Annotated in this window: 20 protein-coding genes; 15 read left to right on the forward strand and 5 right to left on the reverse strand. The window is 68.1% G+C overall.

What is annotated here, in order from left to right; genetic code table 11:
• The first annotated feature begins 100 nt into the window (after positions 1 to 100).
• Positions 101 to 2,368: an EAL domain-containing protein gene (locus BLT45_RS04955; protein WP_175455730.1), complete on the forward strand. Its 2,268-nt coding sequence runs from the start codon at positions 101 to 103 to the stop codon at positions 2,366 to 2,368.
• An 18-nt stretch (positions 2,369 to 2,386) separates the two neighbouring features.
• Here the strand turns inward: BLT45_RS04955 and ybaL are convergent, their stop codons facing one another.
• Positions 2,387 to 4,075 (reverse strand): YbaL family putative K(+) efflux transporter, encoded by a 1,689-nt coding sequence (gene ybaL / locus BLT45_RS04960; RefSeq protein WP_093295909.1) that lies wholly within the window; start codon positions 4,073 to 4,075, stop codon positions 2,387 to 2,389.
• A 159-nt stretch (positions 4,076 to 4,234) separates the two neighbouring features.
• Complete coding sequence (locus BLT45_RS04965; RefSeq protein WP_093295912.1) at positions 4,235 to 6,625, reverse strand: TonB-dependent receptor plug domain-containing protein; 2,391 nt, start codon at positions 6,623 to 6,625, stop codon at positions 4,235 to 4,237.
• Between the two features lie 205 nt (positions 6,626 to 6,830).
• On the opposite strand from BLT45_RS04965, the gene BLT45_RS04970 reads away from it, so the two are divergent.
• The 3 genes from BLT45_RS04970 to BLT45_RS04980 are packed head-to-tail and all read left to right on the forward strand — an operon-like array spanning position 6,831 to position 9,712.
• Complete coding sequence (locus BLT45_RS04970) at positions 6,831 to 8,681, forward strand: ABC-F family ATP-binding cassette domain-containing protein (RefSeq protein ID WP_093295915.1); 1,851 nt, start codon at positions 6,831 to 6,833, stop codon at positions 8,679 to 8,681.
• Between the two features lie 56 nt (positions 8,682 to 8,737).
• Positions 8,738 to 9,067 carry an FmdB family zinc ribbon protein gene (locus BLT45_RS04975; RefSeq protein WP_093295917.1) on the forward strand — a complete coding sequence of 110 codons (330 nt, stop codon included), beginning with the start codon at positions 8,738 to 8,740 and terminating at the stop codon, positions 9,065 to 9,067.
• A 45-nt stretch (positions 9,068 to 9,112) separates the two neighbouring features.
• Positions 9,113 to 9,712 (forward strand): hypothetical protein, encoded by a 600-nt coding sequence (locus BLT45_RS04980; protein WP_093295920.1) that lies wholly within the window; start codon positions 9,113 to 9,115, stop codon positions 9,710 to 9,712.
• A 15-nt stretch (positions 9,713 to 9,727) separates the two neighbouring features.
• Here the strand turns inward: BLT45_RS04980 and BLT45_RS04985 are convergent, their stop codons facing one another.
• Positions 9,728 to 10,627, reverse strand: a complete 900-nt coding sequence (locus BLT45_RS04985) for a DUF3011 domain-containing protein (RefSeq protein ID WP_093295923.1) — start codon at positions 10,625 to 10,627, stop codon at positions 9,728 to 9,730.
• A gap of 165 nt (positions 10,628 to 10,792) precedes the next feature.
• Between BLT45_RS04985 and aspS the strand changes: the two genes are divergently transcribed.
• From aspS to BLT45_RS04995, 3 genes are read left to right on the forward strand one after another with little or no spacing between them, the layout of a single operon-like run.
• A complete protein-coding gene (aspS, locus tag BLT45_RS04990) occupies positions 10,793 to 12,544 on the forward strand; it encodes an aspartate--tRNA ligase (RefSeq protein WP_093295925.1) in 1,752 nt (583 codons plus the stop codon).
• Positions 12,545 to 12,560: 16 nt separating this feature from the next.
• Positions 12,561 to 12,857 (forward strand): DNA primase, encoded by a 297-nt coding sequence (locus BLT45_RS18305; RefSeq protein ID WP_175455731.1) that lies wholly within the window; start codon positions 12,561 to 12,563, stop codon positions 12,855 to 12,857.
• 2 nt (positions 12,858 to 12,859) lie between these two features.
• Positions 12,860 to 13,381 (forward strand): GNAT family N-acetyltransferase, encoded by a 522-nt coding sequence (locus BLT45_RS04995; protein ID WP_093295928.1) that lies wholly within the window; start codon positions 12,860 to 12,862, stop codon positions 13,379 to 13,381.
• A 420-nt stretch (positions 13,382 to 13,801) separates the two neighbouring features.
• Here BLT45_RS04995 and BLT45_RS05000 read toward each other — a convergent pair whose 3' ends face one another.
• Together BLT45_RS05000 and BLT45_RS05005 are read right to left on the reverse strand one after the other, a co-directional pair.
• The gene (locus tag BLT45_RS05000) at positions 13,802 to 14,743 is read right to left on the reverse strand and encodes an alpha/beta fold hydrolase (RefSeq protein WP_093295931.1); all 942 of its coding nucleotides are present in this window, start codon (positions 14,741 to 14,743) and stop codon (positions 13,802 to 13,804) included.
• Positions 14,744 to 14,784: 41 nt separating this feature from the next.
• Positions 14,785 to 15,213, reverse strand: a complete 429-nt coding sequence (locus BLT45_RS05005) for an organic hydroperoxide resistance protein (RefSeq protein ID WP_093295934.1) — start codon at positions 15,211 to 15,213, stop codon at positions 14,785 to 14,787.
• 122 nt (positions 15,214 to 15,335) lie between these two features.
• On the opposite strand from BLT45_RS05005, the gene BLT45_RS05010 reads away from it, so the two are divergent.
• The 8 genes from BLT45_RS05010 (at position 15,336) to ybgC (ending at position 22,300) form a co-directional block, all read left to right on the forward strand.
• Positions 15,336 to 16,163, forward strand: coding sequence for an AraC family transcriptional regulator (locus BLT45_RS05010; RefSeq protein ID WP_093295937.1), 828 nt, complete (start codon positions 15,336 to 15,338; stop codon positions 16,161 to 16,163).
• 75 nt (positions 16,164 to 16,238) lie between these two features.
• Positions 16,239 to 16,841, forward strand: a complete 603-nt coding sequence (locus BLT45_RS05015; RefSeq protein ID WP_093298553.1) for an esterase/lipase family protein — start codon at positions 16,239 to 16,241, stop codon at positions 16,839 to 16,841.
• A gap of 61 nt (positions 16,842 to 16,902) precedes the next feature.
• Positions 16,903 to 17,634 carry a YebC/PmpR family DNA-binding transcriptional regulator gene (locus BLT45_RS05020; RefSeq protein WP_093295939.1) on the forward strand — a complete coding sequence of 244 codons (732 nt, stop codon included), beginning with the start codon at positions 16,903 to 16,905 and terminating at the stop codon, positions 17,632 to 17,634.
• Positions 17,635 to 17,643: 9 nt separating this feature from the next.
• Positions 17,644 to 18,165: a crossover junction endodeoxyribonuclease RuvC gene (gene ruvC, locus BLT45_RS05025; protein WP_093295943.1), complete on the forward strand. Its 522-nt coding sequence runs from the start codon at positions 17,644 to 17,646 to the stop codon at positions 18,163 to 18,165.
• Complete coding sequence (ruvA, locus tag BLT45_RS05030; RefSeq protein ID WP_093295946.1) at positions 18,162 to 18,749, forward strand: Holliday junction branch migration protein RuvA; 588 nt, start codon at positions 18,162 to 18,164, stop codon at positions 18,747 to 18,749. The genes ruvC and ruvA overlap by 4 nt, the downstream gene beginning before the upstream one ends.
• A 52-nt stretch (positions 18,750 to 18,801) precedes the next feature.
• Positions 18,802 to 20,718, forward strand: coding sequence for a potassium transporter Kup (locus BLT45_RS05035; protein ID WP_093295949.1), 1,917 nt, complete (start codon positions 18,802 to 18,804; stop codon positions 20,716 to 20,718).
• A gap of 36 nt (positions 20,719 to 20,754) precedes the next feature.
• The gene (ruvB, locus tag BLT45_RS05040) at positions 20,755 to 21,795 is read left to right on the forward strand and encodes a Holliday junction branch migration DNA helicase RuvB (RefSeq protein ID WP_093295952.1); all 1,041 of its coding nucleotides are present in this window, start codon (positions 20,755 to 20,757) and stop codon (positions 21,793 to 21,795) included.
• Positions 21,796 to 21,862: 67 nt separating this feature from the next.
• Positions 21,863 to 22,300 (forward strand): tol-pal system-associated acyl-CoA thioesterase, encoded by a 438-nt coding sequence (gene ybgC, locus BLT45_RS05045; RefSeq protein ID WP_093295955.1) that lies wholly within the window; start codon positions 21,863 to 21,865, stop codon positions 22,298 to 22,300.
• Positions 22,301 to 22,315: the final 15 nt, after the last annotated feature.

Below are 22,315 nucleotides of genomic sequence, written 5' to 3' on the forward strand. Positions count from 1 at the left end.
AATGCGTGAAGTTGCGTCGACGACGCAGCACTCCCCGCTCCTGCGTTTCCGTGTCAGGATGTTCGCCGCCAGGGGGAGGCACACACAGGATTCCGCAAGCATGGGCGACCACGCCGACAGCCGGGCGCGTGGCCTGGGCGTCAGCACGAAAGTGCTGTCGCTCGGCGGCCTGTGCCTGTTGCTGCAGCAGATTCCCGTCAGCTACCGCATCGACTTCTTCGGCCAGTTGGCCGACGCCTCGCTGATCCACCTGCATGCCGGCCTGCTGCTCGCCATCGCGATGCTCGAACGCGACCGCCGCGTGGTCGCCGGCTGCTTCCTGGTGACGTTCGCCGGCTGGACGCTGCGCCAGCTCTCTTTCGATGATTGGCAACCCGGCCCGGTCCTGGCCTGGGGCGCGGCCAGTTATGCGTTCACGTTCGGCTGGAGCCTGCTGTGCGCGCACTGGACGGGATGGCCGCGGGGCGAATGCCAGCGCGTGCAGCGCCGCGACCTGATCCGCTTCGCCGCCATCGCCCTGCTGCTGTATCCGCTGGTGCTGGCCCTCGTGGGGTTCAGCATCACGGTGGTGTCCACCTCGACGGCCGCGATCAGTACGGCGTTCCAGATGTTCTTCGCCAAGCAGTTCGGCGTGGCCGTGATGACGCTGCCGCTGGTGGTCGCCTGGCGCGAACGCGGGCATCCGGCGCCGCGCATGGACGCGGCATCGCACTGGCTCTGGCCCATCGCCCTCGGTGCGGGTCTTGCGGCCAGCGTGTGGGCGGCGGTGCTGGTGCGTCGCGCCTTCAACACCGGCCTGGCGGCGCCGGAGCTGGTGCTGATGGATTACCGCTTCGCCCTGCTGCTGGTGCTGGGCTGGGGCATGCTGCGTCTGTCCTCGCGCTGGGCGATGGCGGCGCTGTCGCTGACCTTGCTGTTGCTGGTGGGCATGGTCGCGGGCACGGCGGAGTACGCGAACAGCGCGGTGGGCTTCTTCAACCTGCTGCACATCACGCTGGAAGTGAACATCCTGTTGCTGGCGATGATGTACCTGTGGCTGACCCACCGGGACCGCTACGAACTGGCCGAACGCCTGTCGGCCGAGACCCTGCGCGACCAGATCACCGGGCTGCCCAACCTCAAGGCCCTGCGCGAACGCGTGGCCCGTCCGCTGACGCGCACCGAGCTGGGGTACCTGCTGCTCGACCAGACCGACACGCTGGTGGCGGGCTTCGGCCTGGACACCCAGGCGCAGGCGATGAACGCCGTGGCCCGCCGGCTGGAAGACCTGGTCGAGACCTACTACGTGGGCACCGGCCAGTTCGCCCTGTTGCCCAAACCGGGCGGCGACCCCGACCTGTGGGAGCGGGTGATGGCGCGGGTGGAGCATGCCGAGATCGATGTCGGTGGCCAGCCGATCCGCCTGCTGCCCTATCTGGGCGTGGCCGCGTTCAACGGCACCCAGGCCAGCGTAGTGGACAACGCCGTCGTCACGGCGTCGCACCTGGCCTTCGAAGCACGCCACCATGGCGAACTGCGCCCGCGCTACAGCGACGTCGGCGACACCCAGGTGCGGCGCACGCACCGTCGTCAGCTGCACGACGCCACCGAGGCGCTGGCCAGCCTGCGCAACGAGCGGGTGGTGCTGTACTTCCAGCCCATCCGCGATCTGGCGCCCACCGGTGACGCCGATCCGCGCGCGTTGAGCGGTGAGGTGCTGTGCCGCTTGCTGGACGAACGCGGCGAGATCATGTCGCCGGCGCGCTTCATGGCGCCGCTGGAGGCCGCGGGCCGCGGCGCCGAGCTCGACCTGGCGGTGGTGCGCGCGTTGTTCCGGCTGCTGCGCAAGTCGCCGTCGGCGCTCCCGCATTGCCGGGAGATCGCCATCAACCTCACCGGCCAGAGCCTGGCTTCGATGAGCTTCCAGGTGGAACTGCGCACGCTGCTGGCGGGCTCGCCGTTGCCGATGAGCGCGCTGTGCTTCGAGGTCACCGAGACCGCGGCCATCTCCAACACCGCGGCGGCCAGCCATCTGCTGGCCGACCTGCGCGCGTTGGGCTGCAGGATCGCCATCGACGACTTCGGCACCGGCATGCAGAGCTTCGCGCGCCTGCGCGAGCTGCCGGTGGACGTCATCAAGATCGACGGCTCGTTCGTCCGCAACGTGGCCCAGCTGGGCAAGGACTACGCCGTGGTGCAGGCATCGGTGGCGGTGGCGAAGGCCTTCGGTGCGGCGACCGTCGCCGAGTTCGTCGAGGACGAGGACACCGAATACTGCCTGCGCCGGATCGGCGTGCAGCGTGTGCAGGGGTATCTGTACGGCGCGCCACGCCCGCTGGTGGAGGTGCTCGCCGAGACCGCGGCCGAGCCGGCGGCCTCGGGAGAGTAGCCCGATCCGCCCGTACCGTCAGCCTGCCGGTCGTTGCGGGCGGTAGGGCGGGGTGGACATGACCATTTCGGCCAGCGAGAACGCCAGTTCGCGTTCGGCCAGCACCGCGCCGTCGGCACCGTGCCCGAGCAGGTGCTTCACTTCGCCCTCGCTGTGCGCGCGGGCCAGCAGGGTCAGCGAGGGATTGATCGCGCGCAGCTTCGCCAGCGCTTCGCCGGCTTCCAGCGGTTGCGGGATCGCCAGGACGGCGATCTTCGCGCGCTCGGGATGGGCTTCGGCGAGGACGCGGTCGGCGGCTGCGCTGCCGCGGATCGCGGGGATGCCGGCATCGTGCGCGCGCGCCACGTGGTCGCCGTTGTCGTCGATGACGATCAGCGGCACGCCGCGGTCGCGCAGCACGCGCGCGAGTTCGCTGCCCACCCGGCCGTAGCCGATGATGATGGCGTGGTCGGTCACGTCCAGCGAGGGGCCCGGCGGCACTTCGGGCGCGGCGGGCACCGGCGCGAGCGCCTCCTGCTTCTTCTGCCAACGGTCCAGCCAGGAGAACAGGAACGGGTTGGCGATGATCGACAGCAGCGAGCCGGCCAGGATCAGGTCGCGGCCGTCCGGCGGCAGGATCTTCAGCGACACGCCCAGCGCGGCGAGGATGAAGGAGAACTCGCCGATCTGCGCCAGGCTCACCGAGATCGTCAGCGCGGTGCCGGTGGGGTGCTTGAACGCGCGCACGATGAAGAATGCCGCCAGCGACTTGCCGATGACGATGATGCCGAACGTGGCCAGCACCTGCCATGGATGCGCCACCAGGATGGCGGGATTGAACAGCATGCCCACCGAGACGAAGAACAGCACCGCGAACGCGTCGCGCAGCGGCAGCGAATCGTTGGCGGCCTTGTGGCTCAGTTCCGATTCGTTGAGCAGCATGCCGGCGAAGAACGCGCCCAGCGCGAACGACACACCGAACAGGGTGGCCGAGCCGAACGCCACGCCCAGCGCGATCGCCAGCACGGACAGGGTGAACAGTTCGCGCGAGCCGGTGGCGGCGATCTTCTCCAGTGTCCACGGGATCACTCGCCGCCCGACCAGCAGCATGAAGGCGACGAAGGCGCCGAGCTTGACGAGGGTCCACGCGATCTCCACGGCGAAGCGCCCGAAGGTCGCCTTCTCGCCGCCGGTCTCCGGGCCGAAGGTGGATGCCAGTACCGGCAGCATGACCAGCGCCAGCACCATCACCAGGTCTTCGACGATCAGCCAGCCCACCGCGATCCGGCCGCGCTTGGTCTCCAGCAGGCGGCGCTCTTCCATCGCGCGCAACAGCACCACGGTGCTGGCCACCGACAGGGCCAGGCCGAACACGAAGCCGTTGAGCGGCGTCCAGCCCATGCCCCAGGCCAGCGCCCAGCCCAGGCCGGTGGCGACGACGATCTGCGCGATGGCACCGGGGATGGCGATCGCCTTGACCTCCAGCAGGTCTTCCAGCGAGAAGTGCAGGCCGACGCCGAACATCAGCAGCATCACGCCCAGTTCCGACAACTGGTTGGCCAGTTCCTGGTCGGCCACGAAGCCCGGTGTGAACGGGCCGACGAAGATGCCTGCGATGAGATAACCGACCAGCGGGGAGAAGCGCAGCTTGTGCGCGAGCGCGCCCAGCACGAAGGCCAGGGCGAGGCCTACCGCGATGATGTTGATCAGGTCGGCGTCATGGTGCATCGAATGGCGGAATTCCTCGGCGTGATCCGTCGAGTGTCGCCGATGCGGCGGTCATGCCGCAAACCCGGATGCGTGCGATCGCGGCGCCGCGCAGGCCGTACGAACGGAAACGCCCCGCGCGGGGCGGGGCGTTCCGGGTCGATCAGGTGAGCGTGCGCTTCACCACGTGTAGGCGACGCGCCCGTACACGTAGGCACCGTTGAAACCGCCCGGCGACTGGCTGCTGTAGGGGAACTGGCCGCTGTTGGCGTTCGGGAAGATGGTGCGGTCCGGGTACTCGTCCAGCAGATTGTCCGCGCCCAGGGTGAGCTTCCAGTTCTCGCTCGGGCGATAGCTGGTCGACGCGTCGAGGATCCACTTCGCGCCGTAGGTCTGGTCGTTCGCGGGGTTGCCGGTTTCGCTGACGCGGGTGGTGAACTCGCCGTAGCGGGTCGCGCCGAAGGTGAAGTCCCAGCGGGCCAGGTTCCACGCCGCGGTCAGCGTAGTCTTGTCGCGCGGATAGCCCTCCTCGATACGGCCCTGTTCGTCGCGGCCGATACGCCACAGATTCGCGCCGAGCGCGGTCAGCTCGGGCGGATTCGGCGCGATGCGTTCGATCTCGGTCTTGTTGTAGTTGTAGCCGGCGGTCAGGTTGAGGCTGCTGTTCTCGAACGGCACCGTGTATTGCGCGATCACGTCGACGCCGCGCGTGCGGGTGTCGGCGGCATTGGTGAAGTAGCGCGCGCTGGTGACGCCGTTGACGCCCAGGCTGGCCAGCAGCGCCTGCGCCGCCGCGTTGCCGCCGAGCAGCAGGTTGGAGGACAGCACGATGCGGTCGTCGATGTCGATCTGGTACGCATCGATGGTGACGTACAGGCGGTCCACCGGCTGCAGCACCAGGCCCAGGCCATAGGACAGCGAGGTCTCGGCGGTCAGCGGGTCGGCGCCGAGCGCCTGCGCCACCGCGCCAGTGGCCGGGAACGTGCCCGATTCGAAGAAGCGGTCGAGGGTCGCGTTGTACTGCGACGTGACCACCTGGTAGTACTGCTGCGCCAGCGCGGGTGCGCGGAAGCCGCTGGCCACCGTGGCGCGCAGCGCCACCGCATCGGTGAAGGCGTAGCGCGCGGACAGCTTGCCCGACACCTCGCTGCCGAAGTCGGAGTAGTCCTCGTAGCGTCCGGCGATGCCGGCGGAGAACTTCTCGGTCAGGTCGGCTTCCAGGCCCACGTACGCCGCATAGCTGTCGCGGTCGGAGTGCACGGCATTGGCGGGCGTGAAGCCGGCGAAGCCCTGGGCACCGCTGCCGGTGTAGGAATTGAGTTCGCCCGGCGACTGGTTCCACTTCTCCTGGCGGTACTCGGCACCGAACGACAGCGTGGCGGGATAGGCCAGCCCGATCTCCAGCGGCTTGCTGATGTCGGCGTTCAGCACGTTCTGGGTGTATTCCAGCGCGCCATCGTAGAAACGCCGCGGGCTGGTCGCGCCCAGGCTGTAGTTGATGCTGTTCTGCGTATAGAACTTCAGGTGGTTGTAGCCGTAGTTGTAGCTGACGTCCCACTTCCAGCCGCTCTCGGTGTCGCCCTTGATGCCCGCGACCAGCGAGCGGTCCTGCGACAGCTGGTTGATCTCCGGCACGTAGCCGTCCGGATAGACCTGCGGCACCAGCGCGTTGTGGCCGATCGAACGGTAGAACGCGAACGAGACGATGTCGCGGTTGCTCGCGATGGCGGTCGCGTAGGCGCTGATGTTGTCGCTCACCTCGAAGCCCGCGTTCGCCGATACGGCGCCGGCATCCACTTCGGGGTCGCCATAGACGAAGGCGACGCGACCGATCGCCGGGTTGTTGCCGGTGTTGGGCGCGGTGCCCTGGTAAGGGCCGGCGCGGTCGGTCTCGTCCTGCCGGGTCAGTTGCCCGGCGACGTGGACGAAGCCGCGGCCGTCGCCGAACGCCACGCCGGTGTCGCCCGACAACTGCGTGCTGCGGCCGTCGCCGGCGGAGTAGCCGCCGACGTCCGCGACCAGGCTGCCGCCCTTGCCCGAACCCTTGAGCACGATGTTCACCACGCCGGCGATGGCGTCCGAGCCGTACTGGGCCGAGGCGCCGTCGCGCAGCACTTCCACGCGCTCGATCGCCGATATGGGGATGGCGTTGAGGTCCACCGCCGAGGAGCCGCGGCCGATGCTGCCGTTGACGTTGACCAGCGCGGAGATGTGGCGGCGCTTGCCGTTGACCAGGATCAGCACCTGGTCGGGCGACAGGCCGCGCAGCTGTGCGGGACGCACGCCACTGGTGCCGTCGGTGACGGCCGGGCGGGGAAAGTTGAGCGACGGCAGCGCACGCGCCAGTGCGGTGGCCAACTCGGTGGTGCCGGTGGCCTGGAGGGCCTCGGGCGTGATGATGTCGATCGGCGACTGCGATTCGGCGACCGTGCGGTCGGACACGCGGGTACCCGTGACGATCAGGGTATCGAGCGTGCGGGCTTCGGCGGGGGCCGAATCCTGCGCGAAGGCGGCGGGTGCGACCAGGGCCAGGCTGATGGCGAGGGTCAGGGGCGACAGCGTGCGGGTCATGGGGGAGCTCCGGAAAGGACTGCGAAATGCGGCTGCAAGTGGATCAGGGCTTGCAAAGTTTCCTTTGAAACCATGGACTTAGGTGCTACGCACTCTGGTTATCAGTCCGCTGACATGCATGTCAATGGTTTCTTAACAACTGCGAGTGGGGACGCTATCGATAAACTACGCGGCCGCTCTCCCCCAAATCCCCGTAGGTTGTTTCTTGATTTCCCTTCGTAATTTCGCGCTCCGCCGCGGCGAGCGCCTGCTGTTGTCCAACGTCGACCTTACCCTGCATGCGGGCTACCGCGTGGGCGTGGTGGGGCGCAACGGCGCGGGCAAGTCCAGCCTGTTCGCCGCCGTGCAGGGCGAGTTGGAAGCCGACAAGGGCGACCTCGACCTGCCGGGCAGGGTCCGCATCGCCAGCGTGGCCCAGGAGACCCCGTCGCTGCCGGACCCGGCGCTCCTGTTCGTCCTGGGTGGCGACGCCGAGGTCGCGGCGGTGCTGAAGGCCGAAGCCGAGGCCTCCGAGCGCGAAGACTGGGAAGCCGTCGCCAACGCGCACCAGAAGATGGCCGAGATGGGCGCCTACGACGCCGAGGCGCGCGCCGGCAAATTGCTGCACGGCCTGGGCTTTCCCGCCGATACGCACCATCGCCCGGTCTCCTCGTTCTCCGGCGGCTGGCGCGTGCGCCTGAACCTGGCGCGCGCGCTGATGATGCCCAGCGACCTGCTGCTGCTCGACGAGCCCACCAACCACCTCGACATGGACGCGGTGCTGTGGCTGGAGCAGTGGTTGCTGAAATATCCCGGCACGCTGCTGCTGATCTCGCACGACCGCGAGTTCCTCGACAACGTCGCCACGCACACGCTGCACCTGCATGGCGGCGGCGCGAAGCTGTACACCGGCGGCTACACCGATTTCGAGCGCCAGCGCGCCGAACAGCTGCGCCAGCAGCAGATCGCGCACGAGAAGGAACAGGCCGAGCGCGCGCACCTGCAGAGCTTCATCGACCGCTTCAAGGCCAAGGCGTCGAAGGCGGCGCAGGCGCAGAGCCGCATGAAGCGCCTGGCCAAGCTGGCCGGCACCGAGGCGGTGCGCGCCGAGCGCGAGTTCCGCATCGAGTTCGCCGAGCCGGCGAAGCTGCCGTTCTCGCTGATCCGCCTCAACCATGTCGAAGCCGGCTACGGCGCCGACGCGGTGATCCTCCACGACGTCGGCTTCGGCCTCGAGGCGGGCCAGCGCATCGGCTTGCTCGGCCCCAACGGCGCCGGCAAGACCACGCTGGTGAAGACGCTGGTGGGCGAGCTGCCGCCGCTGGCCGGCGACCGCATGGCGCATCCGGACCTGAGGATCGGTTACTTCGCCCAGCACACGGTGGAATCGCTGCATGAAGGCCAGTCCCCGATGGACCATTTCCGCGAGATCTCGCCGGACGGCAGCAACCAGTCGTTCCGCGATTTCCTCGGCAAATGGAACTTCCCCGGCGACCGTGCGTTCGAGCCTGTGGACGGCTTCTCCGGCGGCGAGCGCGCGCGCCTGGCGCTTGCGCTGATCGCGTGGCAGCAACCCAACGTGCTGCTGCTCGACGAGCCTACGAACCACCTCGATCTGGAAATGCGCGAAGCGCTGGCAGAAGCGCTGAGCGATTTCGACGGCGCCATCGTCATGGTCTCGCACGACCGCCACCTGATCGGCCTGGTCTGCGACACCTTCTGGCGCGTGGCCGATGGCGTGGTGGAGCCGTTCGACGGCGACCTGGACGAATACGCGGCCTGGCTGCGTACGCGCTCGACCGCACAGGGCAGCAAGCCGCTGCGCAGCGAACCCGCTCCGCCGCCGAAGCCCGTGCCGGCGCCCGCGCGCAAGGTCAATCCGGTGAAACTGGCCGCCGCCGAAGCCAAGGTCGCCGAACTGGAAGGCAGGCTGGCCGACGTGGATGCCCAGCTCGCGGATCCGAAAAGCTATGCCGACGCCGACCTGGCCGCGCGCCTGGGCCGCGACCGCGAAGCCCTGCAGCAGCAGCTGGCCAAGGCCGAAGAAGCGTGGTCGTCGCTGTACGACGAAGCTTGATCCCTTACCGCCCAGCCCCCACAACAGCCCCGTACCTACGCCTGCCGATCACCGCCATGCCCATCTACGCTTTCGAATGCACCCAGTGCGGCCACAGTTTCGACCGCCTGCAGAAGCTGTCCGATCCGGATCCCGACACCTGCCCGTCGTGCGGCGCGCCGTCGGTGAAGCGGCAGCTGACCGCACCGTCGTTCCGGCTGGCGGGCAGCGGCTGGTACGAGACCGACTTCAAGAAGGACGGCGACAAGAAGCGCAACCTGGCCGATGGCGGCGAAGGCGCGAAGCCGTCCAGCGAATCCAAGCCGGCCGAATCGGCGCCCGCGAAGACCGAGAGCGCGCCCGCGAAGACGGAACCCAAGCCGGCGACGCCTTCGTCCTCGTCCTGAGTCCGCCCGGTGTAAGGTGCATCCCTTTCAGCAGGAGGGGATGCCATGAGGAATCATCGGGTCGCGCTGGCCGCGCTCTGTCTCGCCGGTTGCGCGTCATCGCCGCCCGGCGCGCCGGCGGATGCATTCCTCGCCTCGATGGCGGAGCACTGCGGGAAGGCGTACGCCGGCCGCATCACCGCCAACCAGCCGGCATCGGCCACGCCTGATCCGTTCGAGGGCAAGACGCTGGTCATGCACGTGCGCGGCTGCGATGACCCGACGCGCGAGATCCGCATCCCCTTCCATGTCGGCGACGACCGCTCGCGCACCTGGGTGCTGACGCGTACCGGCGCGGGCCTGCGGCTGAAGCACGATCACCGCCACGAGGACGGGAGTCCGGATGCAGTGACGATGTATGGCGGTGACACCGCGGAGGCGGGTACGACACAGCGGCAGGCGTTCCCGGTGGACGCGGCATCGATCGCGATGTTCGAACGCGAAGGCCTGGCGGCCTCGGTGACCAATACCTGGGCGATGGAACTGGTGCCCGGGAAGACCTTCGTCTATGCACTCAGCCGGCCCAACGGCCGGTTGTTCCGGGTGGAGTTCGATCTCGCCACGCCGGTCGAAACGCCGCCGGCGCCCTGGGGCGCCGGCGGTTGAGCCGGTGAGGCGCGGTCAGCGCGGTCCGAAGCGACCGCGGCAGCCGCGGTCCACCCACACCTGCGTGCCCGTGTAGCCCCAGCTGTAGCCTTCGCGGCAGCTGGTGTTGGAGATCTGCTGCAGCAGGATCGGCCGGCCCTGTCGCGGGTCGTAGGCGCAGGTCTTGCGGCGGTTGTCCTCGCTGTTGCAGGTCACGGAGTAGTTGCTGGAACCGCCGCCGCTGCCGACGCGCGGGCCGAACTCGGCGCGGCAGCCGTTGCCCACGTAGACCTGTCCCTGTTGCGACTGCCAGCTCCGGCCCTCGACGCAGGCGGTGCTCGACAGTTGCCGGGTCAGCCGCGAATGGCCGTTCCACGGCGTGCGGCAGGTGCGGCCGCGGCCATCCGTGCTTTCGCAGCGGATCGTGCCGCCGGTCGCCGTGCCTTGGGCGAACTCGCCGCGGCAGCCCTTCCACACCGTGATCAGGCCGTCCTGCGAACTCCAGGTCGCGCCCTCTTCGCAGCGGCTGTTCGAGAGCTGCCGCACCAGCCGCGACTGCCCGCGCCACGGCGGCGTGCAGCGCTTGGCGTCGCCGCTCTTGCTCTCGCAGAGGATGGTGTTCCCGTTCGACGGCGGATTGGGATTCCAGCCGCCGTTGTTGCCGCCCAGCGACTGGGCGATGTCCTGCTTGATCCGGCTGAAGGTCCAGTTGGAGCGGTTGACCTGGTCCAGGTAGAAGCGGAGCTGGTCGTCCGGGATGCGGCGACCGCGGGCCTGTTCCGAATACTCCAGGCTGATCACCCGCGTCTGGTCCTGGACGGACAGCTGGCGCAGGTTTTCCGGCGCGTAGGCCCGGGTACCGACCTGGGCGACGGCGCTGCCGGCCACGAAGGCCAGCAACAGTACGAGGACGGACTGCAACAACGGCTTCTTCATGGTGGCACCCTCCTAGGGAGGCGCCAGCATACGCTGGACCTGTTAAGCCCGTGCAGGGGCCGGAGTGGGGCCGGCGGGCGGGGGACCGGGTAAACTAGGCGGCTTGACCGGCCTGTCCCGGCCGCGGAATGTCCCGGCCCCGGTCCGAACCCCAGTGGAGCCCCCATGCGTACCCATTTCTGCGGCCTCGTCGACGAGGCCATGATCGGCCAGACCGTGACCCTGTGTGGCTGGACCGACGTCGCCCGCAACCTCGGCGGCGTGTGCTTCATCGACCTGCGCGACCATGAGGGCATCGTGCAGGTGACGGTGGACCCGTCCAGCGCCGAAGTGTTCAAGGTCGCCGCCTCGCTGGGCTACGAGGACGTGCTCCAGGTCGAGGGCGTCGTGCGTGCGCGCGAAGCCGTCAACACCAAGATCCGCACCGGCAAGGTGGAAGTGATCGCCACCAAGATCACCGTGCTCAACAAGGCCGAGCCGCTGCCGTTCCACGCGCATGAGAACCCGGGTGAAGACATCCGCCTGAAATACCGCTACCTGGACCTGCGCACGCCCGACATGCAGCGCAAGCAGCGCACCCGCATCAAGCTGGTGCAGGCGCTGCGCCGCTGGCTGGACGCGCGCGGCTTCCAGGACATCGAGACGCCGATCCTCACCAAGGCCACGCCGGAAGGTGCGCGCGACTTCCTGGTGCCGGCGCGCATGCACCCTGGCGAGTTCTACGCGCTGCCGCAATCGCCGCAGCTGTTCAAGCAAATCCTGATGGTCGCCGGCTTCGACCGCTACTACCAGATCGCGCGCTGCTTCCGCGATGAGGCGCTACGCGCCGACCGCCAGCTGGAATTCACCCAGCTCGACATGGAATTCGCCTTCGTGCGCGAGCGCGACGTGCAGGACGCCGTGGAAGGCATGATCCGCGACATCTTTGCCGAAGTGATGGACGTGCAACTGGATGCGCAGTTCCCGCGCATGACCTGGGCCGAGGCGATGCGTCGCTACGGTTCGGACAAGCCCGACCTGCGCATCGCGCTGGAGCTGGTGGACGTCGCCGAACTGGTGAAGTCCAGCGAATTCGCGGTGTTCACCGCCGCCGCCAACGACGCGGACGGCCGCGTGGCCGCGCTGCGCATCCCCGGCGGGGCCGCGCTGAGCCGCAAGCAGATCGACGAATACGCCGCGCATGCCGCCAAGTACGGCGCCAAGGGCCTGGCGTACATCAAGATCGACGAGGCTGGCGCGGTCAGTTCGCCGATCCAGAAGTTCTTCGCCGAAGACGCCTTCGCTGCGCTGGTGAAGCACATCGGCGCCGGCAACGGCGACATCGTGTTCTTCGGCGCGGGCGGCTACAACAAGGTCAGCGACTTCATGGGCGCGCTGCGCCTGAAGGCCGGCAAGGACTTCGGTCTGGTCCAGGACGGCTGGAAGCCGCTGTGGGTTACCGATTTCCCGATGTTCGAGTACGACGACGAAGCACAGCGCTACGTCGCGCTCCACCACCCCTTCACCGCGCCCGCGGTGGACGACATCGCCGACCTGCGCGCGAACGCCAAGACCGCCGTGTCGCGCGGCTACGACATGGTGTTGAACGGCAACGAGATCGGTGGCGGTTCGATCCGTATCCATCGCCCGGAGATGCAGAGCACGGTGTTCGAGCTGCTCGGCATCGGCGCGGAAGAAGCGGAAGCGAAATTCGGCTTCCTGCTGGATGCGCTGCGCTTCGGCGCGCCGCCGCACGGCGGCATCGCCTTCGGCATCGACCGCATCGCGGCGCTGATGGCGGGCACGGAGTCCATCCGCGACGTCATCCCGTTCCCGAAGACCGCCACCGCGCAGTGCCTGATGACCGGCGCGCCGTCGCCGATCCCGGATGAGCAGCTGGCGGAAGTGCATATTCAAGTGCGCCCCAAGAAAGACTGATCGAGAGAACCAAGAAATGACGGAAGTTGCTTTTTCGCTGGAGTGGGAACGCCTGGGCAATGAAGGCGCCGATGCGGCGCTGGTGACGGAGCGCGCGCGCGTGTTCGGTGGCTGGCTGGTGCGCGTCGGCACGTCGCCGGCGGCGATGGCGGTCACCTTCGTGCCGGACGGCCAGGGCCGCTGGGACGGCGAAGACTTCGGCGAAGACGATTACGAAGAAGAAGACGAAGAAGAGTACGAAGAGGAAGAAGACGAGGACGCCGACGAGGAAGACGAGGCGGACGAAGACGAAGAGGAAGAAGAGGACGCCTAAGCGTGCAGATCCGTCGCGCCACCGTCGATGACGCCGCCGTGCTGTCGGAGCTGGCGTCGCGCACGTTCACCGAGACCTTCGGCCATCTGTATCCGGCCGAAGATCTTTCGGCATTCCTCACCGACGCCTACGACGTCGACAAGCAGCGGATCATCCTGTCGCACCCGGACTACGCGGTGTGGTTGCTCGAAGCCGATGGCGTGGCCGTGGGCCATGCGGCCGCCGGACCATGCGGGTTGCCGCATGCGGACGTGGCGAAGGGCGATGGCGAGCTGAAGCGGTTGTACGTGCTGGCCTCCCACCAGAACGGTGGGTGGGGCGGGAAGTTGTTCGCCGAGGTGGAGCGGTGGTTGTTGAAGGACGGGCCGCGGACGTTGTGGATCGGGGTGTGGTCGGAGAATTTCGGCGCGCAGCGGTTCTATGAGCGGCAGGGGTTCTCGCGCGTGGGTGGGTACAAGTTCGCGGTGGGGAAGACGCTGGATGATGAGTTCATCCTGAGGCGAGACGCTTCTGCCGTTGGTTGATGGGGAAGTGGTGTAGCCCGGGTAAGGCCTGAAGGCCGCACCCGGGGATCAAGCTCCCGTTGATGGTTGAGCTGGGGGCGTTCCGTTAGTCCTGCGACAAGACGGTGCACCAGACGTGTCGCGCGCCGCAGTGCGTCCTGATCTTTCCGCGCTGAAGTACGAAGCTTCCGCTAGCCCTTCGGGCCAGCGGGTAACTTTTCTTTGTCTGGCCAAAGAAAAGTCACCAAAAGAATGGCCATTCCCCGACGAAACAATCCCATGACTCGGGTGCTATCGGGATTTTCCGACTCGCCTTCCTGGCGAGGCGGAAAACGGCGGACATCCCTGTCCGCCGCCCTTCGGGTCTGGCGACGAAACGGGTGTTCAAAGCAGAAAAGCAAACGGCCGCTGATGCGGCCGTTGCTGTCTGTGGCGGGCTGCTTACTTCTGCAGGAAGTCGAGCAGGTCCTGGTTGACGCGGTCCTTGTGGGTGTCCGTGAGGCCGTGCGGGGCGCCGGGGTAGACGATCAGCTTCGCACCCTTGATCAGCGCGGCGGAGGCCTTGCCGGAGGCGTCGATGGGGACGATCTGGTCGTCGTCGCCGTGGATCACCAGGGTGGGGATGTCGAACTTCTTCAGGTCGGCGCGGAAGTCGGTGGCCGAGAACGCGGCGATCGAGTCGTACGTGTTCTTGTGGCCGGCCTGCATGCCTTGCGCCCACCAGCTGTCGATCAGGCCCTGCGAGGCCTTCGCGCCGGGGCGGTTGAAACCGTAGAACGGGCCCGAGGCGATGTCCACGTACAGCTGCGAGCGGTTGGCCAGCGAGCCCTTGCGGAGGCCGTCGAAGACTTCGATCGGCAGGCCGCCGGGGTTGTCGGCGGTCTTCAGCATCAGCGGCGGTACGGCGCTGATCAGCACGGCCTTCTTGACGCGGCTCGTGCCGTGGCGGCCGATGTAGCGCGCCACTTCGCCGCCACCGGTGGAGAAGCCGACCAGGGTGACGTCCTTGAGGTCCAGCGTGTTGATCACGGTGGCCAGGTCGTCGGCGTAGTGATCCATGTCGTTGCCGTCCCAGGGCTGGCTGGATCGGCCGTGGCCACGGCGGTCGTGCGCAACCACGCGGTAGCCCTTGGAGGCCAGGAAGATCATCTGCGATTCCCAGCTGTCCGAGGACAGCGGCCAGCCGTGGCTGAAGGTGACGACCGGGCCGTTCTTCGGGCCCCAGTCCTTGTAGTACAGCTGCACGCCGTCGGCGGTGGTGAGGGTGCTGGCGGTGTGCGCGACGGCGACCGGGGCGGTGGTGGGGGCGGGCTGCGCGGCGAAGCTGGCCTGGGTGGCGACGGCCAGCAGCGTGGCGGCGATCGTGCGGGTGAAGACGTTCATGGATTCGATTCCTGCGAAGGGTGGTGGGTCAGGAAGAAGGATCAGTCGGCGATCACCAGCGTCACGTCGATGTTGCCGCGCGTGGCGTTGGAGTACGGGCAGACGATGTGGGCGGCGTCGACCAGGGCCTGCAGCTGCTCGCGGGCGACGCCCGGGGCGGCGATGGTCAGTTCGGCCTGGATGCCGAAGCCGGTGGGGATCTGGCCGATGCCGACCTTGCCGGTGACGGTGGTGGAGGCGGGCAGGGCGACCTTCTGCTTGCCGGCGACGAACTTCAGCGCGCCCAGGAAGCAGGCCGACCAGCCGGCCGCGAACAGCTGTTCCGGGTTGGTGCCGTCGCCGCCGGCGCCGCCCAGCTCGCGCGGGGTGGACAGCTTGACGGCCAGCACGCCGTCGGATGAGGTGGCCTGGCCTTCGCGGCCGCCCGTGGCGGTGGCGGTGGCGGTGTAGAGGATCTTTTCGATGGACATGGCGGTACTCCTGGGAAGGTGGGTGGTCCGGGGCGGGTGGCCGTCCGGTGAGGTGTACTTTGCGCCGTCCGCCGGGACTCATGGTGATGTAGAATCCTGAAAACTTGATCTGGAGTACTGCCATGGTCGACCGGCTTGCGGTCCTGCTGGAGCGGTTCTCGGTCTCGGCCGAGGTCTTCCACGCCGGCGCGCTCTGCGGCGTCAACACGCTGGACGGGGAGGGCGGGGCGGGCCAGCTGCACCTGATCCAGCGCGGTCCGCTGGAGGTGTTCCATGGCGGCACCTCGCTGCGCATCGACCGGCCCAGCCTGCTGCTCTATCCGCGGGCGATGGCGCACCGGTTCGTCAGCGACGAAACGCGCGGTGCCGACATGGCCTGCGCGAACGTGGTGTTCGAAGGCGGCGCGCAGAACCCGATCAGCGCCGCGTTGCCCGACGTCGTCTGCCTGCCGCTGGACAGCCTGCACGGCGCGCAAGACGTGTTGCCGCTGCTGTTCGAAGAAGCCTTCACCCAGCGCTGCGGACGCACTGCACTGGTCAACCGGCTGTTCGAGGTCGTGATGATCCAGGTGCTGCGCCAGCTGATGGAAACCGGCGACGTGAAGGGCGGCATGCTGGCCGGCCTGTCCCATCCGCGCCTGCGCAACGCGATCGTCGCGATGCACGAAGCCCCGGCGAAGGAGTGGACGCTGGACGAACTGGCGCGCGTGGCCGGCATGTCGCGCAGCGTGTTCGCCACTCAGTTCCGCGAGGCGCTGGGTACTACGCCAGGCCAGTACCTGCAGGCGTGGCGCGTGGGATTGGCGCAGCAGGCGCTCCGCCGCGGCAGGCCGTTGAAAGTGGTGGCCTCGGAGGTCGGATACGGCAGCGAGGCGGCGCTGTCGCGCGCCTTCAAGGCGCACAGCGGGCTGTCGCCGCGCGAATGGAAGCGTCAGACGGCTGCGCACTGACTGCGCTGGCGTGCGGCCATCGCGTCCTCCACACTGCGCCGCATGACGAACGAACAAGACGCTGCGCCGCGCGTGATGCTGGTGCACGGCATCTGGAACGCGAAATCATGGCTGACGCCGCTGGCGCGACGCCTGCGGCATGAGGGCTTCGAGGTGGAGGTGTTCGGTTACCCGAGCATCCTGGGCGGCACCGAGCCGGCGATCGCGGCCCTGATCCAGCGCCTGCAGGCGGGGCCGCCGACCCATCTGGTGGGGCACAGCCTGGGCGGCATGATCGGAATCGAAGCCTTGCGCCGTGCGCCCGGCTTGCCGGTGCAACGGATGGTCTGCCTGGGGTCGCCCCTCTGCGGCAGCGGCGCAGCGCGGGATCTGGGCCGGCGCGCATGGACCGCACCAGTGCTCGGCCGCAGCGGCACGCTGCTGCAGGCCGGCTGCGCACCCTGGCAGGGCGCCGTGCCGGTCGGGATGGTGGCAGGCAACGTGGCTCGCGGCATCGGTCGGCTGATCACCCGGTTCGAGGGCGCTTCCGACGGCACGGTGGGCCTGGAGGAAACCCGCCTGCCGGGGTTGGCGGCGCATTGCGTGGTGCCGGCCAGCCACACCGGGCTGGTGTTCTCGGCCGATGCGGCCCGCCAGGCGGCGCACTTCCTGCGCGAGGGGCGCTTCACGGACGCGTGATCGGAGGCTGCATGGGGACGCGTATAATCCGCGCCCTTGTCTGAGCACTCCGGAAGTCCCCATGGGTAGAGGCCCGTCCATCGAAGCCCGCAAGAACGCCACCGACGCCAAGCGTGGGAAGATCTTCACCAAGATCATCCGCGAGATCGGCGTGGCGGCCCGTGCCGGCGGCGGCGATCCCGCCAACAACCCGCGCCTGCGGGTGGCGGTGGACAAGGGGCTGGCGGCGAACATGTCGAAGGACGTGATCGAACGCGCCATCAAGAAGGCGACCGGCGAACTCGAAGGCGTGGTCTACGAGGAAATCCGCTACGAAGGCTACGCCCCCGGCGGCGTGGCTGTGATCGTCGACTGCCTGACCGACAACCGCGTGCGCACCGTGGCCGATGTGCGCCATGCCTTCAGCAAGTGCGGCGGCAACATGGGCACCGAAGGCTCGGTGGCCTTCATGTTCAAGCGCCTCGGCGTGCTCAGCTACGCGCCCGGCGCAGATGAAGAGAAGATCACCGAAGCCGCGATCGAAGCCGGTGCCGACGACATCGTGGTCTATCCCGACGATGCCTCGATCGACGTGGTCACCGCGCCGGACGCCTTCCAGGGCGTGAAGGACGCGATGGAGGCGGCCGGCCTGAAGCCGGACCATGCCGAGATCACCTTCCGCGCCGACAACGACATCAGCGTGCAGGGCGACACCGCGCTGCAGGTGAAGAAGCTGCTGGACATGCTGGAAGACCTGGACGATGTCCAGGACGTCTATTCCAACGCCGAGCTGGGCGCGGACGCGTACGCGTAAGCAGGCGATGTGACCCGCATCCTCGGCATCGACCCCGGTTCCCAGCGCACCGGCATCGGCATCATCGATGTCGATGCGACGGGCAAGGTGAGCCATGTCCACCATGCGCCGCTGGTGCTGCTGGGCGCGGAGGATTTCCCGCAGCGCCTGCGCGTGCTGCTGGACGGTCTGACCGACATCATCGCCACCTGGCAGCCGGATGAGGTCGCCATCGAGAAGGTGTTCATGGCGCGCAATCCCGATTCGGCCCTCAAGCTGGGGCAGGCGCGCGGCGCCGCGATCAGCGCGGTGGTGCTGCGCGACCTGCCCGTGCACGAGTACGCGGCCAAGGAAGTGAAGCTGGCCGTCGTCGGGCGCGGCAGCGCCGAGAAAACCCAGATCCAGCACATGGTCGGCATCATGCTCAACCTGCACGGCAAACTGCAGGCCGATGCCGCCGACGCGCTGGCCGTCGCCATTACCCATGCGCACGTGCGCGCCACCGCCAAGCGGCTGGGCGTGAGTTCGCAGCTGGCCTGGAGCAGGAAATGATCGGACGTCTGCGCGGCATCCTGGCGTACAAGTCGCCGCCATGGCTGGTGATCGACGTGGGCGGTGTGGGCTATGAGCTCGAAGCCCCGATGAGCACGCACTACGATCTGCCCGACGTGGGTCGCGAGGTGCTGCTGTTCACCCACTACGCGCAGAAGGAAGACAGCGTGTCGCTGTACGGCTTCCTGCGCGAGGGCGAGCGCCGGCTGTTCCGCGATGTGCAGAAGGTCACCGGCATCGGCGCGAAGATCGCGCTGGCCGTATTGTCTGGCGCCAGCGTGGACGAGTTCGCCCGCATGGTGCAGGCCGGCGACATCACCGCGCTGACCCGCATTCCCGGCATCGGCAAGAAGACCGCCGAGCGCATGGTGGTGGAACTGCGCGACCGCGCGGCCGATCTGATGGGCACCGGCGTGGGCGGCATCAGTGCGCTGCCGGCCGACCCGCAGTCCGAAGCGACCATCGCCTTGCAACAGTTGGGCTACAAGCCGGCCGAAGCGACCCGCATGGCGCGCGATGCGACCGCGCCCGGCGACGATGCCGCGACGATCATCCGCAAGGCGCTGCAGTCGGCCCTGCGCTGACCGCGGTTCTAGAGCACCCCTTCACTTTCGCAGCGCTACCCTGCCGGCCGCCATGTCCACCCCCTCACATTCCCACGACGCCGGGCAGCACGGCCATTCGAAGGCCGGCAAGGTCGCCCTGGTGGCCGGCGCCGTCGGCGTGGTGTTCGGCGACATCGGCACCAGCCCGCTGTACACCATCAAGGAAATGTTCCACCCGCACTTCGGCCTGACGCCGGATCCGGACACGGTCCGCGGGCTGCTGTCGCTGGGCTTCTGGTCGCTGCTGCTGGTGGTGACGCTGAAGTACGTCATCGTGATCATGCGCGCCGACAACGACGGCGAGGGCGGCATCATGGCGCTGACCGCGCTGGCGCAGCGCAGCCTGGCCAAGGGCTCGCGGCTGAGCTACACGGTGGGCATCCTCGGTATCTTCGGCGCGGCGTTGTTCTTCGGCGACGGCATGATCACGCCGCCCATCACGGTGCTGGGTGCGGTCGAAGGTCTGGAAGTGGTCTCGCCCGTGTTCAAGCAATGGGTCGTGCCGATCAGCCTGGTGATCCTGACCGGCCTGTTCGCCGCACAGCGCTTCGGCACGGCCAAGGTCGGCAAGGCCTTCGGGCCGGTGATGATCACGTGGTTCATCGTGCTGGCCGTGTTTGGGGTGATGAACATCGCGCAGAACCCGTCGGTGCTGGCGGCGCTGAATCCCTATTGGGCCTGGAATTTCTTCGTCACCCACGACTGGCATGCGGTGCTGATCCTCGGCGCGGTGGTGCTGACGGTGACCGGCGGCGAAGCGCTGTACGCCGACATGGGTCACTTCGGCAAGCAGCCGATCCGCTGGGGCTGGTTCGGCTTCGTGCTGCCGGCGCTGGTGTTGAACTACTACGGCCAGGGTGCCGTGCTGCTAAAGCACCCCGAAGCGGTCGCCAACCCGTTCTACATGTCGATTCCGGGCTGGGCGCAGATCCCGATGCTGGTGCTGGCGACGACCGCCGCGGCGGTGGCCTCGCAGGCCGTCATCACCGGCGCGTTCTCGGTGACGCGCCAGGCGATCCAGCTGGGTTACCTGCCGCGATTGGCCATCAAATACACCTCGAAGGACACGATCGGCCAGATCTACGTGCCGTCGATCAACATGATGCTGTACCTGGCGGTGATCGTGCTGGTGCTGAGCTTCCAGAGCTCCGGCGCGCTGGCGACGGCCTACGGCCTGTCGGTCACCGGCACGATGCTGATCGATACCTTGCTGCTGGCCATCGTCGCGTACACGCGCTGGCCGGATTCGCGCCGCTGGGTGCTGCCGCTGTGCGGCGTGTTCCTCGTGATCGACCTCGCGTTCCTGTTCGCCAACGGCGCCAAGCTGGTCACCGGCATCGGCGCCTGGGTGCCGCTGTTCATCGGCATCACCGCCTTCACCATGATGCGCACCTGGCGCCGCGGCCGCGAGTTGCTGCACGGCGAAGTGCAGAAGGAAGGCATCCGCCTGGACACCTTCCTGCCGGGCCTGATGCTGGCCCCGCCGGTGCGCGTGCCGGGCACGGCGATCTTCCTCACCGCCGACAAGGGCGTGGTGCCGCACGCGCTGCTGCACAACCTGAAGCACAACAAGGTGCTGCACGAGCGCAATGTGTTCCTGACGGTGGAAACGCTGACGGTGCCGTATGCGCCGAAGAAGAAGCGGCTGAAGATCGAGCCGATCGGCGACGACTTCTACCGCGTGGTGATCAGCTACGGCTTCGCCGAGACGCCGGACGTGCCGCAGGCGCTGATGAGCTCGTGCGACCAGGGCGGTGTGTACTTCGACCCGATGGAAACCACGTACTTCGCCAGCCGCGAAACGGTGGTGGCGAGCCGTCACGGCGGCATGCCGATCTGGCGCGACAAGCTGTTCGCGGCCATGCACCGCAACGCCGCGCCGGCGACCGGTTTCTTCCGCATCCCGGGCAACCGCCTGGTCGAACTGGGCGCGCAGGTCGAGATCTGACGGGGAACCGGCCGGCATTTCGGCCATAATCCCGGCATGACCGCCGACCGCATCATCGATTCCTCCGCCACCCGCGAAGACGACGCCATCGAGGCCAGCATCCGGCCCAAGCGGCTGGACGAGTACCTCGGCCAGAAGCCCGTGCGCGAGCAACTGGACATCTACATCCGGGCGGCGAAAGGGCGGGGCGAGGCGCTCGATCATGTGCTGATCTTCGGCCCGCCCGGCCTGGGCAAGACCACGCTCAGCCACGTGATCGCCAACGAGCTGGGCGTGAACCTGCGGGTCACCTCGGGCCCGGTGATCGAGAAGGCCGGCGACCTGGCCGCGTTGCTGACCAACCTGCAGCCGCACGACGTGCTGTTCGTCGACGAGATCCACCGCCTCTCGCCCGTGGTGGAGGAAGTGCTGTATCCGGCGATGGAAGACTTCCAGATCGACATCATGATCGGCGAGGGCCCCGCGGCCCGTTCGATCAAGCTCGACCTGCCGCCGTTCACCCTGATCGGCGCCACGACGCGGGCCGGCCTGCTGACGGCGCCGCTGCGCGACCGGTTCGGCATCGTGCAGCGGCTGGAGTTCTACACGCCCGAGGAGCTGACCCGCATCGTGCAGCGCTCGGCGCGCATCCTCGGCATGGATTGCGAACCCGAAGGCGCCGCGGAGATCGCGCGCCGCGCACGCGGCACGCCGCGCATCGCCAACCGCCTGCTGCGTCGCGTGCGCGACTACGCGCAGGTCAAGGCCAACGGCCACATCGACACCGACGTGGCGCGCGCGGCGATGCAGATGCTGAAGGTGGACCCGGAAGGCTTCGACGAGCTCGACCGCCGCATGCTGCGCACGATCATCGACAGCTTCGATGGCGGACCGGTGGGCGTGGAATCGCTGGCCGCGGCGCTCAGCGAGGAGCGCGGCACGCTGGAGGATGTCATCGAACCCTATCTGATCCAGCAGGGGTTCCTGATCCGCACCGCGCGCGGCCGCATGGCGACGCGCAAGGCCTACCTGCACTTGGGGCTCGCGCCGAAGGGGCGGGTGCCGGACGCGGGCGAGGCCAGCGGCGAACTCTTCTGATCCACTGGTCGCAGGTTGGTATGCACGATTCCGTGCGGGAGCGCATGTTTTGACGACGGATTCCCCGATGATCGCCGCGGATGCGGCCCCGTTCATCTTTCCGACACGCGTCTATTGGGAAGATACCGACGCCGGTGGCGTGGTCTACCACGCGCAGTACGTCGCCTTCCTGGAACGCACCCGTACCGAATGGTTGCGGGCCCGCGGGCATCACCAGGAACAACTGCGCCAGACCCACGACCTGGTGTTCGCCGTCCGTGCGATGCGCCTGGATTTCCTGCGCCCCGCACGGTTGGACGACCTGCTGCAGGTGACCGCGCGCATCCACCAGTGCAAGCGGGCCAGCGTGGTGTTCGCCCAGACGATCGAGCGCGACGGTGAGCGGTTGCTCACCGCCGAGGTCAAGGTCGCGGCGCTGAGCGCATCCGGGTTCAGACCCGTTGCGCTCCCCGACACGTTGTACGAAGAGTTCCGCCGGCTCGAGACCCCGGGCCAGCCGCTTTAACCGAAACGCAAGACA

Origin of the sequence: Pseudoxanthomonas sp. CF385 (assembly GCF_900104255.1) — a bacterium.
Taxonomy (GTDB): Bacteria; Pseudomonadota; Gammaproteobacteria; order Xanthomonadales; family Xanthomonadaceae; genus Pseudoxanthomonas_A.